At 62.3% G+C, this 16,490-nt stretch carries 12 protein-coding genes; 9 read left to right on the top strand and 3 right to left on the bottom strand.

All coding sequences use genetic code 11. The features are described 5' to 3' along the window. Nucleotides 1-23: 23 nt before the first annotated feature. The 4 genes from cysD (at nt 24) to OP494_RS08820 (ending at nt 5,749) form a co-directional block, all read left to right on the top strand. On the top strand, nt 24-941 hold the full coding sequence (gene cysD / locus OP494_RS08835; protein ID WP_280540374.1) for a sulfate adenylyltransferase subunit CysD: 918 nt from the start codon (nt 24-26) through the stop codon (nt 939-941). Then, the gene (cysN, locus tag OP494_RS08830; protein WP_280540373.1) at nt 941-2,368 is read left to right on the top strand and encodes a sulfate adenylyltransferase subunit CysN; all 1,428 of its coding nucleotides are present in this window, start codon (nt 941-943) and stop codon (nt 2,366-2,368) included. Before cysD ends, cysN begins: the two co-directional genes overlap by 1 nt. A 182-nt stretch (nt 2,369-2,550) precedes the next feature. After that, the gene (gene epsC, locus OP494_RS08825; RefSeq protein ID WP_280540372.1) at nt 2,551-3,462 is read left to right on the top strand and encodes a serine O-acetyltransferase EpsC; all 912 of its coding nucleotides are present in this window, start codon (nt 2,551-2,553) and stop codon (nt 3,460-3,462) included. Nucleotides 3,463-3,652: 190 nt separating this feature from the next. After that, on the top strand, nt 3,653-5,749 hold the full coding sequence (locus tag OP494_RS08820; protein ID WP_280540371.1) for an LTA synthase family protein: 2,097 nt from the start codon (nt 3,653-3,655) through the stop codon (nt 5,747-5,749). 2 nt (nt 5,750-5,751) lie between these two features. On the opposite strand, the gene OP494_RS08815 is transcribed toward OP494_RS08820, so the two are convergent. From OP494_RS08815 to cmoA, 3 genes are all read right to left on the bottom strand, one after another. Beyond that, nucleotides 5,752-6,540 carry an ABC transporter ATP-binding protein gene (locus OP494_RS08815; protein WP_280540370.1) on the bottom strand — a complete coding sequence of 263 codons (789 nt, stop codon included), beginning with the start codon at nt 6,538-6,540 and terminating at the stop codon, nt 5,752-5,754. 116 nt (nt 6,541-6,656) lie between these two features. Further along, complete coding sequence (gene cmoB / locus OP494_RS08810; protein WP_280540369.1) at nt 6,657-7,661, bottom strand: tRNA 5-methoxyuridine(34)/uridine 5-oxyacetic acid(34) synthase CmoB; 1,005 nt, start codon at nt 7,659-7,661, stop codon at nt 6,657-6,659. Further along, nucleotides 7,654-8,397, bottom strand: coding sequence for a carboxy-S-adenosyl-L-methionine synthase CmoA (gene cmoA, locus OP494_RS08805; RefSeq protein ID WP_280540368.1), 744 nt, complete (start codon nt 8,395-8,397; stop codon nt 7,654-7,656). The genes cmoB and cmoA overlap by 8 nt, the downstream gene beginning before the upstream one ends. A gap of 117 nt (nt 8,398-8,514) precedes the next feature. Here cmoA and pgi point away from each other — a divergent pair, with 117 nt between their 5' ends. The 5 genes from pgi (at nt 8,515) to serB (ending at nt 16,445) form a co-directional block, all read left to right on the top strand. Next, the gene (gene pgi, locus OP494_RS08800; protein ID WP_280540367.1) at nt 8,515-10,194 is read left to right on the top strand and encodes a glucose-6-phosphate isomerase; all 1,680 of its coding nucleotides are present in this window, start codon (nt 8,515-8,517) and stop codon (nt 10,192-10,194) included. Between the two features lie 61 nt (nt 10,195-10,255). After that, entirely contained in the window at nt 10,256-10,900 is a 645-nt protein-coding gene (locus OP494_RS08795; protein WP_280540366.1) for a YqiA/YcfP family alpha/beta fold hydrolase, read from the top strand. Nucleotides 10,901-10,910: 10 nt separating this feature from the next. Then, nucleotides 10,911-12,791, top strand: a complete 1,881-nt coding sequence (parE, locus tag OP494_RS08790) for a DNA topoisomerase IV subunit B (RefSeq protein WP_280540365.1) — start codon at nt 10,911-10,913, stop codon at nt 12,789-12,791. Between the two features lie 161 nt (nt 12,792-12,952). Then, a complete protein-coding gene (gene parC, locus OP494_RS08785) occupies nt 12,953-15,211 on the top strand; it encodes a DNA topoisomerase IV subunit A (protein WP_280540364.1) in 2,259 nt (752 codons plus the stop codon). 10 nt (nt 15,212-15,221) lie between these two features. Continuing rightward, a complete protein-coding gene (serB, locus tag OP494_RS08780; RefSeq protein WP_280540363.1) occupies nt 15,222-16,445 on the top strand; it encodes a phosphoserine phosphatase SerB in 1,224 nt (407 codons plus the stop codon). The last annotated feature ends 45 nt before the right edge of the window (nt 16,446-16,490 follow it).

The raw sequence follows: 16,490 nt of genomic DNA, 5'->3' as shown, positions 1-16,490 counted from the left end.
TTCCTAAAAACCAAGGTTTTCAGATGTCTGAAATCTCACCCGAACGCCAAACCCACTTGAAGCAGCTTGAGGCGGAGTCGATCCATATCATCCGCGAGGTAGCCGCTGAATTCGCCAACCCGGTGATGCTGTACTCCATCGGCAAGGATTCGTCGGTGATGCTGCATCTGGCGCGCAAGGCGTTTTATCCCGGCACGCCGCCGTTCCCGTTGATGCATGTCAACACCACCTGGAAGTTCCGCGAGATGATCGAGTTTCGCGACCGCATGGCGGACGAGGTGGGCATGGAGTTGATCGAGCATATCAATCAGGAAGGCGTCGAAGCGGGCATCAATCCGTTCGATCACGGCAGTGCCAAGCATACCGACATCATGAAGACCCAGGCGCTCAAGCAGGCCCTGGATAAGCACGGCTTCGATGCGGCCTTCGGCGGCGCGCGCCGCGACGAAGAAGCCTCGCGCGCCAAGGAACGCGTCTACTCCTTCCGCGACAAGCATCACCGTTGGGACCCCAAGAACCAGCGTCCGGAGCTTTGGAGCATCTACAACGGCAAGATCAACAAGGGTGAGTCGATCCGCGTCTTCCCGCTCTCCAACTGGACCGAGCTGGATATCTGGCAGTACATCTATCTGGAATCGATCCCCATCGTCCCGTTGTATTACGCCGCCCCGCGCCCGGTGGTCGAGCGCGACGGCACGTGGATCATGGTCGACGACGACCGCATGCCGCTGGGAGAAGGCGAAGTCCCCGAAGAGAAGTGGGTACGCTTTCGTACATTGGGCTGCTACCCGCTTACCGGCGCGGTGGAATCGAAAGCCGACACGCTGCCCGAGATCATCCAGGAAATGCTGCTGACCAAGACCAGCGAGCGCTCCGGCCGTACTATCGACCGCGACCAGGCGGGGTCCATGGAGCGTAAAAAACGCGAAGGGTACTTTTAATGTCACACCAGTCATCGCTGATTGCCGACGATATTGAGTCCTACCTGCACGAGCATGAAAACAAGGACCTCTTGCGTTTCATCACCTGCGGGAGTGTCGACGACGGCAAGTCGACCCTGATCGGGCGTTTGTTGCACGATTCCAAGATGATCTATGAGGATCAGCTCGCGGCGATCACGCAGGCCTCCAAGACCAGCGGTACCACCGGCGATAAGGTCGACCTGGCGCTGTTGGTCGACGGCTTGCAGTCCGAGCGTGAGCAGGGCATCACCATCGATGTCGCGTATCGGTATTTCTCTACCGACAAGCGCAAGTTCATCATCGCCGATACGCCGGGCCACGAGCAGTACACTCGCAACATGGCGACCGGCGCCTCCACGGCCAGCCTCGCGGTGATCCTCATCGACGCGCGTTACGGTGTGCAGACTCAGACCCGGCGGCACAGCTTCATCGCCGATCTGCTGGGCATCCAGCATCTGGTGATCGCGGTCAACAAGATGGACCTGGTCGATTATTCCCAGGCACGCTTCGACGAGATCGTCGCCGAGTACCGTGACTTCGCCGCCAAGCTCAATGCCCCCGACATTCACTTCGTGCCGCTGTCCGCGCTGGAAGGCGACAACGTCGTCAATGCCAGCGAGAGCACGCCTTGGTATGACGGGCCTCCGCTGCTCGAACTGCTGGAGACCGTCGAGGTCACCCATGACCGGAACCTGACGGATCTGCGTCTGCCGGTACAGTACGTCAATCGTCCGCACCTCGACTTCCGCGGCTACTGCGGCACGCTCGAGGCCGGTATTCTGCGCCCCGGTCAGGCCGTCAAGGTGCTGCCCTCCGGCAAGTCCTCCACGGTGGCGCGCATCGTCACCTTCGATGGCGATCTCGAGGTGGCGTATCCGGGGCAAGCGATCACCGTCACCCTGAATGATGAGATCGACATCTCGCGGGGTGACTGGCTGGTTGCCGCCGATGCCGAGGTGCCACTGGCCGACGCCTTCGAGGCCGACATCGTGTGGATGAACGACACCGCTCTCGAGACCGGCCGGCTTTATGACCTCAAGCTCGCCACCCGGGATCTCGCCGGCAAGGTGAGCCAGATCGACTACCAGATCGACGTCAACACGCTCGAGCATCACGCTGCCGAGACCCTGGGGCTCAACGCCATCGGCCGTTGCCGCGTCGACGTGGCTGGCACGCTACCGGTAGACGACTACCGCGTGAGCCCCGGCACCGGCAGCTTCATCGTCATCGACCGGTTGACCAACGTCACCGTGGGCGCGGGGATGGTACGTGGCGCGGCCAAGGGCGCCGGTACGAGCAACGGTGAGGTGGATTGGCAGGCCTTCGAGATAGAACTCAATGCGTTGGTTCGTAAGCATTTCCCGCATTGGGAGGCGAAAGACGTCCGCTCGCTGATGGGGCACTGAGCCGCGACTGCCTAGTGTCTTGCATGCCCCTTCCCGCCCGCGGGGAAGGGCATTTTGCATTGGGTGCTGCGGTAAGCGCTGTGGCAAGCACTACGCGAAGAAAGTGCGCGGGACCGAGGTCGCACTCGACCATGAGGCGGCTTATCATGAGGCACTCGTATTCATTGAGGACACGGTGAGGTATGCATAACGTCGATTGGCAGCTTGAGGAAATCGTGACGCAGTTGAGAGCTACTCGCGAAACCTGGCGCGAGCGTAATGGACGCTCGCGCGAGCGTGGCTGTCGTGAATTGCCGTCGCGGAGTGCCATTCGTGTCATTACCGACGACTTGATCGGGGCGTTGTTTCCGATGCGTCTCGGCCCTAGTGATCTGCGTCGCGAGAGCGAGGACTTCTACGTCGGTCACACGCTGGATGCCACCCTCAATGCGCTATGCCACGAAGTGTGCCTGGAGCTGAAGTACATCGCCCGGCAATTGGGGCACGATGCCGGTGATACCCAGGCGCGTGCGGTGGAGATCGTGCAGGGGTTCGCGGCCGACTTGCCCGAGCTTCGCCGCCGCCTCGATGCCGATGTGATGGCGGCCTACCATGGCGATCCGGCGGCGCGTAGCGTCGATGAGGTGCTGCTGTGCTATCCGGGGGTGCATGCGGTTATCCACCACCGTATCGCCAGCTATTTTTACCAGGAGGACCTGTCGTTGCTGGCGCGGATGATCGCGGAAATCGCGCATTCGGATACGGGCATCGACATCCATCCGGGGGCCACTATCGGCGAGGGTTTCTTCATCGACCATGGCACTGGTGTGGTCATCGGCGAAACCGCGATCATCGGTAATAACGTGCGCCTCTATCAGGCCGTGACACTGGGGGCCAAGCGCTTTCCGTCGGATGAGCGTGGCCACCTGGAAAAAGGCCTGCCGCGCCACCCCATCGTCGAGAACGATGTGGTCGTCTATGCCGGGGCGACCATTTTGGGACGTATCACTATCGGCAAGGGCTCGATCATTGGAGGCAACGTGTGGCTCACGCGTAGCGTGGAGCCGGGCAGCAACGTGACTCAGGCCAATCTGCAAAGCGGTCCCTGCCCGTAAGACGGTGAGCGCAAGAAGGACGGTGAGCGCAAGAAGGACGGTGAACGCAAGAGGATAGTACGACGCGCGGTTTTGGCCGCGCGTCGTTGTGTAAAGAAGCTTCATCTTTCCCAATAGCAAGCACGCTAACGCATCGTCAGAGTCGTCCAAGGCCGGTATAGTGTGCGCGCTTATCAGGCTGAGATGACATATGTATAACGATTCCGTGACCGTCTCGCGTTGGCAGCACTGGCGCGAAATGAACCGTCAACTGTGGCGGCTGGGGCTCATCGGGGTAGTGACCCTGACCTTGATGCGTGTCTTGCTGTGGCAACTGAATGCGCCGTCTTCGCTCGATGTCCCGACCGGGGAGTTGCTGCAAGCCTTTTGGATGGGGCTACGTTTCGACGCCAAGATCATGGCGGTTCTCCTGGGGCCATGGCTGGTGGTGGCGACGGCACTGCTGCCCTTGCCGCGTATCTTCTTGGCTGGCTGGCGTCGCCTGTGGCCGGTCTGGGCCATTGCCATCATGGTGCTGGTCAATCTTCTGGCGTTGATCAATCATTTCTTCTTCACCTTTTACCAGGGCCCGATCAACTCGCTGATATTCGGGTTGTTCGAAGACGATACCCAGGCGGTACTGCAGACGATCTGGAGTGACTATCCCTTTTTCTCCTTGCTGATTGCCTTGACCGGCATGACGGGGATCCAAGTTGCTTTGATGCGGCATGGCCACCGACAAGCACGGCGCCGCCTGGGCTGGCGTTGGGCCACCCTGTTAGTGGTTGTTTCCTGGGTGGCGTTGATTGGATTGGGGCGTGGCACTGTGGGCACCTTTCCCTTGCGCGAGATGCACATGGCGGTTTCGTCGAATGCCTTTGTCAACGATTTGGTGCCCAGTGGGCCGCAGGCGCTTTATCTCGCCTGGAAGGAGCGTCAGGTCAATCAGATTGGCGACGATCCTCAGTCGGGCCTGACACGTTATGGGTTCAGCTCCCCCATGGCGGCGGCAGAAGTGCTCGGTTGGTCGCAGGCCGATACTCCACAGGCGGTTCTCGACCACATGACCGAGACGACCCCCGTGCGACCCGCTGTAAAAGAGAAGTCGCCGCATGTCGTGCTGAGCTTGATGGAAAGCTGGGGGCGTCACCCGCTGGCTTTCGACGACGCCGAGAACAATGATCTTCTGGGGCACTTGCGTCCCTGGATGCAGGAAAAGGCGGATTATTTCCCGCATGCGCTATCGGCCGAGAACGGTACGCATCCCTCCCTGGAGGGGCTGCTGCTCGACACGCCGATCAGCCCGTTGACGCAAAGTCGTTACGGCTATCGTCAGTATTCGACATCGGCTGTGTTGCCTTATGAGCGTGCGGGATACCACACCGTGTTACTGAAGTCAGGCTCCGCACAGTGGCGTAACCTCGACAATGCGTTCAAGCGTCAAGGCTTCGACGAGGTGCTGGGCGAGAGCGCGATCCGCGAGCGTTTCCCTGAGGCCAAGGGCGGTACCTGGGGGCCCTTCGATGAGTGGATGTTCCGCTACGGCGAGGAGCTTCTGAAAGAGGCCGAGGCTAACGACGAGAAGCTGCTGCTGGTGATGCTATCGGTCACCAATCACCCGCCGTACAAGATTCCGGAAGACTACGATCCCGCGCCCTTGGATGTCTCGCGGCTGGGCGATGAGTTGGCCGTCTCGCCCGAGTTCGGCACCTCGATCCTCGAGACCTATCAATATGCCAATGACAACCTAGGCCGTTTTCTCGACCGTCTCGATGCCGATGGATTGATGGATCATACGCTGTTCGCGGCGACCGGCGATCACAATACACGCTCTCTCATGCAGTATCCCGACGCGCATGATTTGTTCGATCAATTCGGTGTGCCGCTCCTGATGTGGGTGCCGCCGGCCTATCGCGATGGTGGCGAGGCGCAGGTCGATGACTGGACCAGCCATCGGGATATTTTCCCGACGCTATGGGCGCATTCGCTTTCCGACGCGCAGGTGCCGTGGATGGGGCGTGATCTGTATACCCCAAAAACATCGCCCATGGCACTCACCTTCAACCATCAGGATGGTGGACAGGGCATTATGATCAGCGATGCGGGAGCGGCCACGAGCCTCACCGATCCTACCTACTATCGTTGGTCGAACGACGCGCCTGACTTGGAGGATAGCGCGCTGGCGGCCACGACGTCGCCGTCACGCGCCTTGGAGGAACAGGCTAAGCGTGCCCAGGCGCGCATGGCGCTGGAAGACTGGCGCATTCGGCGCGAGGCCTTGCAGGCCGACACCCCCGAGGTCGATTGATATCAAGGCGTGGCGTCTGGCCTCTTCGAGAGACGTGTCTCCGTCTTCGGTGGGCTCACCTGCACCCTGAGCACATGACGCACCGCCGGCGTTAGGTTGGTGCAGCGTGCTCCGGCGTCCATCCACCATACGCGGTCACAGCATGCGAGACTCGCGTCGCACTGGCTGACGACTGGCACGATGCAAAGGCGGTGGCGGCGCGAGGCGGCGCCTAGATCGGCTAAGAGGCGCTGCTCTTGCTCGGGCGCGAGAGGCTCGAGGTCAAGTAGCAGGATGCCATTGTCGCGTCGCTGCCGAAGTGGGCAATGGGGCGCCGCCGCGACTTGGCACAGCGAACGCGCGATCATCGCGCGTTGAGCATTCGCAGGGTCGAGCCCCCCTAGGCGTTGGTCGCCCATGGCTTGCAGATCGAGCGCTTTGAGTGCCGTCTCAACCGCCAGCGGAAGGCAGGGCGGCGCACTGGCACCGTGCTGCGTGACGCGTGAGCAACTCTCCAGCAGACCCAGCCCGACGAGGTCTCGCACGCGCCAATCGGCCAAGCTTTGCGGTGGGGCGACGACATGCGCGATGCGCTGGGCGCGATAGGTGCTGGGCCAGCAGTGCAGGGGTTGACCGTCGAGGCAGATGCTACCGCGCGTGGGTCGGTAGAGACCGGCGAGCAAGCCGATCAGGGTACTCTTGCCCGCGCCATGCGGCCCGCAGATGCCGAGTAGTTCGCCCGGCACCAGACGATCGTTGAAGGGCATCAGGCGCGGCGTTCCCTCCAGAGCCGTATTGAAGAGCGACAGCATGATAGGCCTCCTTCGACATCGATAATGATAAACATTATCGTTCGCATGCCGGAGGAGAGCAAGTCCAATGCGCGCAAGTCAAACAAGTGTTAGGCCTTGTCTGAAAAGTGCCTAAGTCACTCGGGTTTGCGTGCCACCAGCACGGCACGCCGTGGCGCCGGATAGCCTTCAAGGGTTAGCGTGGGATCCTCGGGATCGAGAAAGTCGGCCAGCGATTGGAATGTCATCCATGGAGTACTGCGCTGTTCTTCCAACGATGTCGGGGCTTCGTCGACGACGCGCACATCCTCGAAACCACAGCGCTCGAGCCAGTGCGACAGCGCCGCCGACGAGGGCAAGAAGTACACATTGGGCATGGCGGCGTAGCGCTCGCCGGGCATGAACACGGTGGTGACATCGCCTTCCACGACCAGGGTCTCGAGGACCAGTTCGCCGCCGGGGCGCAGGGTTCCGCGCAGTTGCGTTAGATGTTCGAGCGGCGAGGCGCGATGGTAGAGCACGCCCATCGAGAAGGTGGTATCGAACGCTTCGAGTTGCGGAGGAACGTCCTCGATGCCGACCGGCAGGAAATGCGTGCGCCATGCGTCGGCCTCGCCCACGAAATGGCGTATGGCCTGAAATTGGTAATAGAAGCGTGGCGACGGGTCGATAACCAGGACAAACGCTGCGCCTGCGCCGGCCATGCGCCAGGCGTGGTAGCCGTTGCCGCCGCCGACATCCAGTACGCGGCGTCCCTCGAGCGGTGACAGATGCGGTGCGACGCGCTGCCATTTCCAGTCCGAACGCCATTCGGTGTCGATGTTGATCCCGCCCAAGACATAGGGTCCTTTGCGCCAGGGCATCAACTTGCGCAGCAGGTTCTCGCACTGGCGTTGGCGGCTGTCGTCGAGCGCGACATCGACCCGCACGCTGTCTTGATCGAGCGCGACATGGCGTGTCTCGGGCAGCGCCGGGAGTTTGGCGACGGCCTTTTCCCAGGCAGGCAGATCGCCGAAGCGTCGACGGTCCAGACCGTTGGCGAGTTGCGTCGGCAGCTGCGCGATCCATTCGGTCAGGCCGTTGTCGAGGAAGGCATCGAAGAGTGCACGTTGGGTGCGGTCGAGCGGCAAGCGATCAGGCATCCTTGAAGGCCACCATCGAGGCGAAATTGAGATACTGAAACCAAGTACTGACGCGCGTAAAACCGGTGGTACGCAGTCGGTCGTGGTGTGTCTCGAGGGTATCCGGTACCAGCACGTTTTCCAGCGCGGTGCGCTTCTGGCTGATTTCCATGTCGCTGTAGCCGTTGGCGCGCTTGAAATCGTGGTAGCGTTCCACCAGCCAGGCATTTTCCTGCTCGTCGGGTAGCACGATCTTTTCCGAGAGCACCAGCACTCCGCCGGGTTCCAGAGCGTTGTACAGGTGCTCGATGACCGCGCGGCGGTCCTCGGGCGGCAAGAATTGTAACGTGAAGTTGAGCACGATCATGCCGGCGGGTCGGTAATCGACGTGCCGGATATCGCCTTCGATGATATCGATGCGATGATCGGGGCATTCTTCGGCGAGCGTTTCACGCGCGCGGGCGACCATCGTCGGTGACAGGTCGACCCCGGTCAGCGTGAAGGCTTCGGGCGGCAAGCGCCCGGCGAGCGCGAGGGTTACGGCGCCCAGCGAGCAGCCCAGGTCGTAGACATGCGCGCCGAAGCGCAGGTGACGTTCAGCGATCAAGCCCAGCATGCCCAGTATCTGGCCATAGCCGGGTACCGAGCGACGAATCATGTCGGGAAAGCAGGCGACGACCTGTTCGTCGAAGGAAAAGTTGGCCACCCGGTCGAGGGGTGTCGAAAAGATCGCGTCACGGTAAGATGCGTCACTCATGAGGCACTCATCGAGTCGAGGCGTGGCGGGGCCACAGGGAATGGCGCATTGTACGCGCCGCGCCGGGGCTGTGCATCCGCGGGGCCATTAGCGAGCTTGTCAAGGAGAGTACGAGTCATGACCCAGTCAACCATGATCCACCATTCGCCGGCCTGGCAAAGGCTCGCCGCGCATGCCACCGAAATGCGTGACGTGCATCTCAAGAGCCTGTTCGCCGAGTACCCCGGTCGTTCTGCGCGCTTCACGCGACGTGGGGTAGGGCTGACGCTGGATCTGTCCAAACATCGCTGGCGTGACGAGACGCTTGCGATGCTGCTCGAGCTGGCCCGTGAGGCGGATCTCGAGCGCGCCATCGCGCGTTTGCAAGACGGCGAGCGGGTCAATCTCTCCGAGGATCGCCCGGCCTTGCACACCGCCTTGCGCCTGCCCCCCGAGGCGAGTCTGGTGGTCGAGGGCGAGGATGTCGTCCCCGATGTCCACGAGACGTTGGCCCGCATGCAGGCGATGGTCGAAAAATGTCACGCCGGGCAGTGGCGCGGCGCCACGGGACGGCCGATCACCGACGTGGTGAACCTGGGCGTCGGCGGTTCCGACCTGGGTCCTTTGATGGTGACCCACGCCCTGGCCGATTACCGGCCACGCGAAGTGCATCAGGTCGACATTCATTTCGCCTCGACCATGGACGGCTCGCAACTCGCCGACTACCTGACCCGCTTCAATCCTGCCACCACGCTTTTCGTGCTGTCATCGAAGTCGTTTACCACCATCGATACGCTGTCCAACGCCTCGACCGCGCGCGACTGGTTGATGACGCGCTTGGCCGATGGCGATCAAGATACCGAGATGAGCGAATTGGTGATGCGCCAGCACTTCATCGGTGTCTCGGCCAAGCCCGAGAAGATGAGCGAGTGGGGCATCGATCCGCGTCATCAGTTGCGCTTCTGGGAATGGGTCGGCGGGCGTTATTCGCTATGGGGGGCCATTGGTTTGCCCATCGCGCTGGCGGTGGGCATGGATAACTTCCGCGAGCTGCTGGCGGGCGCTCACGACATGGATCGCCATTTCCGTGAGACACCGCTCGAGGACAACCTGCCGGTGCTGCTGGCCTTGGCGGGCATCTGGAACGTCAACTTCCTGGATGTGCGCGCGCATTCGATTCTGCCTTATGATGGCCGTCTCGAATACTTCGCCAGTTATCTCGAGCAGCTCGAGATGGAATCCAACGGCAAGTCGGTCACCAATAGTGGCGAGATCACGCCGTATTCCACCTGTCCGGTACTGTGGGGGCAGCTCGGTCCCAACGCGCAACATGCCTTCTATCAGTTGCTTCACCAGGGCACGCAGGCGGTGGAGTGCGACTTCATCGCCCCGGTGCGACGTTATGATCGGGTCGAGGACCCGGCCACTCGGGCGCACCTCAAGGCTCAGCACCGTTTGACGCTGGCCAACTGCGTCGCCCAGTCGCGGGTCTTGATGCTCGGCGACGAAGCCCTGCCCAGTGATGTGCCGCGTCCGAGCCATAAGCGCTATCGGGGCAATCAGCCCTCGACCACGCTGCTGCTCGACCGCCTGACGCCGCGCTCATTGGGCGCGTTGATCGCACTCTATGAGCACAAGGTGTTCGTTCAGGCCACCCTCTGGGACATCAACCCCTTCGATCAATGGGGCGTGGAACTGGGCAAGCAGATCGCCTCCGAAACCGAGCAGATCCTGGCCTCGCGGCGCGGTGCTGAGACGCTGGACGATTCCAGCCGAGGCCTGCTCGATGTGGTATGGCAAGCACAGGACGGAACATGATACTGGCTGTTTGTACAGGTTGTGCGGTATGCTGACGATGCCCGTAGCGAATATGACGTCTGTGGCTAATATTACGCCCGTGGCCAATATCCTGTACCTGCATGGTTTCAATAGTGGCGCGGCGTCGCCCAAGGCGCGCTTGATCGCGGCCACCTGCGAGCATCTGGCGAGCGAAGATGTGGCGCCACCTCGGTGTGTCACGCCGCAATTACCGCATCGTCCCGATGAAGCCTTGGCATGCGCTGAGCGCGAGTTGCATGCCCTGGGCGATGACACCTTGCTGATCGGCAGTTCGATGGGAGGCTTTCTAGCCACCTGCCTGGCCGAACGCTTCGGCGTGCGCGCGGTGTTGATCAACCCCGCGGTACGGCCGGCACGATTGGTGACGCAGTGGATGGGCGCGCCGTTGGAAAATCCTTATACCCATGAGCGCTTCACTATCGACGAGCGACATGGCGAAGCGCTCGAGTCCATGACGCCCGCCGCCGTCATCGACCCGAGTCGCTATCAAGTGCTGCTGGGTAGCGCCGATGAAACGCTGGATTGTCGCGATGCGCTGGCTTTCTATGCCGGTGCTTCGATGATCGTGCATCCCGGCGGCGATCACGGCTTCAGTGCCCTGGCCGATTATTTGCCGGCCATCTTCGCGCATGGTGGTTGGACGCTGCCCGCCCGATCGTACGCGCGCTCTGACGAACTCACTTAATGGACAACGCATGACGCAATACAGTGCCAGTTCCATCGAGGTCCTGTCGGGACTCGACCCGGTGCGCAAGCGCCCCGGAATGTACACCGATACCAGTCGCCCCAACCATCTCGTGCAGGAGGTCATCGACAACAGCGTCGACGAGGCGCTGGCCGGTCATGCGCGGCATATCCGTGTGCAGTTGCATGACGACGGCGGCATCGAGGTCTCTGATGACGGACGTGGCATGCCCATCGACGTACATCCCGAGCATGGGGTGTCCGGCGTCGAGCTGATTTTGACGCGGTTGCATGCGGGCGGGAAGTTCTCGCAATCGAGCTACCGTTTCTCGGGCGGCCTGCACGGTGTCGGGGTGTCGGTGGTCAATGCGCTGTCGCGGCGTCTGGAAATCGAGGTCTGCCGCGATGGCGACCGCCACGCCATGGCTTTCGCCCATGGCGACAAGGTGGAGGAACTCGCCGTCATCGGGTCGTGTGCCAAGAAGGCCACGGGCACGGTGCTGCGCTTCTGGCCGGACGAGAGCTATTTCGATAGCCCTAAGTTGTCGTTACCGCGTCTTCAGCACCTGCTGCGCGCCAAGGCGGTCCTCTGCCCCGGGCTCGAGGTGACACTGGTGGATACCGACGGCAGCCAGAGCGTGTGGCAATACGCCGACGGCTTGCGCGATTATCTGGCCCAGGCCACCGACGACGTCGAGGCGCTGCCCAGCTCGCCGTTTCTCGGCCACTTCGAGGACGACGATCAGGGCGTCGACTGGGCCATCCAGTGGCTCCCCGAAGGCGGAGAACTGTTGCAGGAATCCTACGTCAACCTGATTCCCACACCGCTCGGCGGCACGCACGTCAACGGCTTGCGCTCGGGGTTGCTCGAGGCGCTGCGTGAATTCTGCGAATACCGCAGCCTGCTGCCTCGCGGGGTCAAGTTGACCGGCGACGACCTGTGGGAGCGTGTCGCCTTCGTGCTCTCCGTGAAACTGCTCGACCCGCAGTTCGCCGGCCAGACCAAGGAGCGACTCTCCTCGCGCGTGGTGGCCGGCTTCGTCTCCGGCGTCGTCAAGGACGCCTTCTCGCTGTGGCTCAACCATCACGTCGACCAAGCCGAGGCCTTGGCCGAGCTGGTGATCAATGCCGCCCAGCGGCGCCAGAAGAGTGCCAAGAAGGTGGCCCGCAAGAAGGTGACCTCCGGTCCCGCCTTGCCGGGCAAGCTCGCCGACTGCGCAGGACAGGACCCGGCGGCCTCCGAGCTGTTTCTGGTCGAGGGCGATAGCGCTGGCGGTAGCGCCAAGCAGGCGCGTGATCGTGAGACGCAGGCGATCCTCCCGCTGCGCGGCAAGATCCTCAACACCTGGGAAGTCGAGGCGCACGATATCTACAGCTCCCAGGAGGTCCACGACATTGCCGTGGCCATCGGCATGGACCCCGGTAGCGACGATCTCACCAAGCTGCGTTATCACAAGATCTGCATCCTCGCCGACGCCGACTCCGATGGTCTGCATATCGCGACTCTGCTGTGCGCGCTTTTCGTGCGCCACTTCCCCGCGCTGGTCGATGCCGGGCATGTGTTCGTGGCCATGCCGCCGCTGTATCGCATCGACCTGGGCAAGGAAGTCCACTATGCCCTCGACGAAAGCGAGAAGGCCGCCATCTTGAAACGCCTGGAAGGCAAGCGTGGTACGCCGAACGTTCAGCGCTTCAAGGGCCTAGGCGAAATGAGCCCGCTGCAGTTGCGTGAAACCACCATGGCCGCCGACACGCGCCGCCTCGTGCAACTGACCCTCGCTACGGACGACGGCACCCGCGAGATGATGGACATGCTGCTGGCCAAGAAGCGCGCCGGCGACCGCAAGAACTGGCTCGAGGATTACGGCAACCTAGCCGATATAGAAGTGTGAGAGGGAAGCAAGAAGATGGAAGGTATAAGAGAGATGAGGCAGATTGTCTTGGGTTTTCTTCCTTCTTCCAGGCGCGAAGCGGCGTTCTTCTCTCTTCAAGCTATGTTTCGTGCGGGCACGGTCCGCGAAGTTTCCATGATGGTAGATAGGGCCCCAAACCCATGACCATGGACATCCATGTGGAAGAGGGCGACGTCGAACGTTTGTCCCTCAAGGAATATACCGAGAAGGCGTATCTCGACTACTCGATGTACGTGATTCTCGATCGGGCGCTGCCGCATATCGGCGATGGCATGAAGCCGGTGCAACGGCGCATTGTGTATGCCATGCGCGAGTTGTCGTTGACGGCGAGCGCCAAGTACAAGAAGTCGGCACGTACCGTCGGCGACGTGTTGGGTAAGTTCCACCCGCACGGCGACAGCGCCTGTTACGAGGCGATGGTGCTGATGGCGCAGTCGTTCAGCTATCGCTATCCACTGGTCGATGGCCAGGGCAACTGGGGGAGTCCCGACGACCCCAAGTCGTTCGCGGCGATGCGCTATACCGAGGCGCGGTTGTCGAAGTTCTCGGAGGTGCTGCTCTCCGAACTCGGTCAGGGCACCGTCGACTGGACCCCTAACTTCGACGGTACCCTCGATGAGCCGGCCGTGCTGCCGTCGCGTTTGCCGCACGTGTTGCTCAATGGCGCGACCGGTATCGCGGTGGGCATGGCCACCGACATTCCGCCCCATAACGTGCGCGAAGTCGTGGACGCGACCTGCCACTTGCTGCGTCATCCCGAGGCCAGCGTCAGCGACCTGATGCGTTACGTGCCGGCGCCGGATTTTCCCACTGAAGCGGAAATCATCAGTTCGCCGGCCGATCTCGGCAAGCTCTACGAGAGTGGGCGCGGCTCAGTGAAACTGCGCGGGCGCTATACGCTGGAAGAGGGCAATGTGGTGGTTACCGCATTGCCGTATCAGGTCAGCGGCGCCAAGGTGCTCGAGCAGATCGCCGCGCAGATGCAGGCCAAGAAGCTGCCTATGGTGGCGGATTTGCGTGACGAATCGACCCATGAGACGCCCACGCGTCTGGTGCTGGTGCCGCGCTCCGGCAAGGTCGATGTCGAAGCGCTGATGGCGCACCTGTTCGCCACCACCGATCTCGAGAAGAACGTGCGCGTCAACCTGAACGTCATCGGCTTGGATGGGCGTCCGCGCGTCATGGCACTCCACGCCATCCTGGGTGGATGGCTGCGCTTCCGCCGGGCGACGGTGCGCCGGCGGCTCGAACACCGCCTCAAGAAGGTCGAGGATCGCCTGCATATTCTTGAAGGCTTGCTGGCGGCGTATCTCGATATCGACGAGGTGATTCGTATCATCCGCGAGGAGGACGAGCCCAAGCCGGGACTGATCAACGCCTTCGGGCTGTCCGAGCGTCAAGCCGAAGCGATTCTCGAGCTGCGCCTGCGGCATCTGGCCAAGCTCGAGGAGTTCAAGATTCGCGGCGAGCAGGACGAGTTGAGCGCCGAGCGTGAACGCCTCAAGGAGCTGCTGGGCAACGACGAGGCGCTGACTGACCTGATCGAGCGCGAATTGCGCCAGGACGCCGACGACTATGGCGATGCCCGCCGCGCGCCGCTCGTCGAACGCGGCGAAGCCAAAGCCTTGTCCGAGGTCGAGCTGGTGGGCGCCGACCCGATTACCGTGGTGCTCTCCGAAAAAGGCTGGATTCGCAGTGCCAAGGGCCACGAGATCGACCCTGCAGGGCTTTCCTACAAGGCGGGCGACAGCTTTCATCTGGCCGCACGTGGCAAGTCCAATCAGCCGCTGGTACTGCTCGATGACGCCGGACGCAGCTATACGCTGCCCGCACATAACCTGCCCTCGGCCCGCAGCCAAGGTGAGCCCATCACGGGACGCATCAATCCCGGCGCCGGCGCGCGCATGGTCGGAGTAATGCTTGATGTGCCCGAGGCGCGCTACCTGCTGGCCTCGGACGGAGGCTACGGCTTCATCGCTCGGCTCGATGACCTGATCGGCAAGAGCAAGGCGGGCAAGGCCGCGCTCAGCGTGCCCAAGGGCTGCAATGTCATGCCGCCGGTTGCGGTGGCGGAAGGCGAAGGCATGCGCATCGCCGTGGTCTCCAACGAAGGGCGTTTGCTGGTCTTTCCGCTCGAGCAACTGCCGGTCATGGCCAAGGGCAAGGGCAACAAGATGATCGATATCCCCGGCGCGCGCGCTGCCAACCGGGAAGAGTTCGTACGTGACTTGGCCATGTTGCCCGCCGGGGCCTCGCTGGTGGTGCATGCAGGCAAGCGCAAGCAGACGCTCTCGAGTCGCGATCTTGACTATTACGTCGGTGAGCGTGGCCGCCGGGGCAGCAAGTTGTCGCGAGGCTTCCAGAAAGTCGACCGCTTAGAGGTCGAAGAAAGAGGTTAGAAGAGGCCATATGACACAGCGGTTATTGATTCGCGCCGGCGGTCCCGACCATCCGGGCCAGTTGGCAGCGCTAGGCGCGGCCTTGATGGAATGCCAGGCGCGGCTGGTGGATATTCACCAGCACAGTGCGTTGGGCCACGTCGCCTTCGAGATGCTGGTGGACGCCGAGGTCGGCGCCGACGCCTTCAAAGCGCAACTGAATGGGCATCTCGCTGCACAAGATCTCATCGAACAGGGGCTTGCCGTTGAAGTCGAAGCGGTGACGGCGGACACATGGCAAACCCTCGAGACTCAGGCCGAGATGCCGCGCCTGATCCTGACCCTGCTGGCGCCTCGGCTGCCCTCGGGGATTCTCGCCGACGTCGGTGAGCTGGCGGCGGCGCATGGGTTGAGCGTCGAGCGTATTGCGCGTTTGTCGGGGGGCGATTCTCTCGATGAGCAGCCTCCGCATGGCGCCTGCGTGGAGTTCATCCTGCGCGGCGCGGCGGTCGAGCTACCTCGCCTGCGCGAGCAGGCGCTCGAGCTGGGTGCACGCCAGGGAGTGGATGTTGCCATTCAGGAAGATTCCTTGTGGCGGCGACACCCAAGGCTAATCTGCTTCGACATGGACTCGACCTTGATCCAGGCCGAGGTGATCGATGAGTTGGCTCGCCGGCACGGTGTCTTTGAGGAAGTGGCCGCCGTCACCGAGCGTTCCATGCGCGGCGAGCTGGATTTCAAGCAGAGCTTCCGCGAGCGTATGGCCAAGCTGGAAGGGCTCGACGAGTCGGTATTGCGCGAGATAGCCGAGACCCTCCCGCTGATGGATGGCATCGAACGCTTGATGACGCATCTCAAGCGCCTGGGCTATCGCACTGCGATCATCTCCGGAGGCTTCACCTATTTCGCGCGCTACCTGCAGGAACGCCTGGGTTTCGACGAGATTCACGCCAACGAACTGGTGATCCACGCCGGCAAGATCACCGGCGAGGTGCGCGAGCCGATCATCGACGCCGAGCGCAAGGCCTGGTGGCTGGGCGAAATCGCGCGGCGCGAGGGATGGGACATGGCGCAGACCATTGCCGTGGGTGATGGCGCCAACGACCTCAAGATGCTGGAAAGCGCAGGGCTGGGCATCGCCTTCCGCGCCAAGCCGCTGGTGCGCCAGCAGGCGCGGCAGTCGATCAGCACGCTGGGGCTGGACGCCGTGCTCTACCTGTTGGGCTATCACGAGGATGAACTGACCCGCCTTTGAAGGCCATTGACTCAGGTGCCGTTCTCACGTGCACGCGTCACCGCG

The sequence above is a fragment of the Chromohalobacter sp. 11-W genome (genome assembly GCF_029889905.1).
Taxonomy (GTDB): Bacteria; Pseudomonadota; Gammaproteobacteria; order Pseudomonadales; family Halomonadaceae; genus Chromohalobacter.
The sequence above is the reverse complement of the archived record's forward strand: the minus strand, read 5'-3'. Positions and strand labels throughout refer to the sequence as shown.

What these genes read in the sequence shown, in the direction of transcription:
- cysD (WP_280540374.1), top strand. Translation starts at nt 24, where the DNA reads ATGTCTGAAATCTCACCCGAACGCCAAACCCACTTGAAGCAGCTTGAG.
- cysN (WP_280540373.1), top strand. Translation starts at nt 941, where the DNA reads ATGTCACACCAGTCATCGCTGATTGCCGACGATATTGAGTCCTACCTG.
- epsC (WP_280540372.1), top strand. Translation starts at nt 2,551, where the DNA reads ATGCATAACGTCGATTGGCAGCTTGAGGAAATCGTGACGCAGTTGAGA.
- OP494_RS08820 (WP_280540371.1), top strand. Translation starts at nt 3,653, where the DNA reads ATGTATAACGATTCCGTGACCGTCTCGCGTTGGCAGCACTGGCGCGAA.
- OP494_RS08815 (WP_280540370.1), bottom strand. Translation starts at nt 6,540, where the DNA reads ATGCTGTCGCTCTTCAATACGGCTCTGGAGGGAACGCCGCGCCTGATG.
- cmoB (WP_280540369.1), bottom strand. Translation starts at nt 7,661, where the DNA reads ATGCCTGATCGCTTGCCGCTCGACCGCACCCAACGTGCACTCTTCGAT.
- cmoA (WP_280540368.1), bottom strand. Translation starts at nt 8,397, where the DNA reads ATGAGTGACGCATCTTACCGTGACGCGATCTTTTCGACACCCCTCGAC.
- pgi (WP_280540367.1), top strand. Translation starts at nt 8,515, where the DNA reads ATGACCCAGTCAACCATGATCCACCATTCGCCGGCCTGGCAAAGGCTC.
- parE (WP_280540365.1), top strand. Translation starts at nt 10,911, where the DNA reads ATGACGCAATACAGTGCCAGTTCCATCGAGGTCCTGTCGGGACTCGAC.
- parC (WP_280540364.1), top strand. Translation starts at nt 12,953, where the DNA reads ATGACCATGGACATCCATGTGGAAGAGGGCGACGTCGAACGTTTGTCC.
- serB (WP_280540363.1), top strand. Translation starts at nt 15,222, where the DNA reads ATGACACAGCGGTTATTGATTCGCGCCGGCGGTCCCGACCATCCGGGC.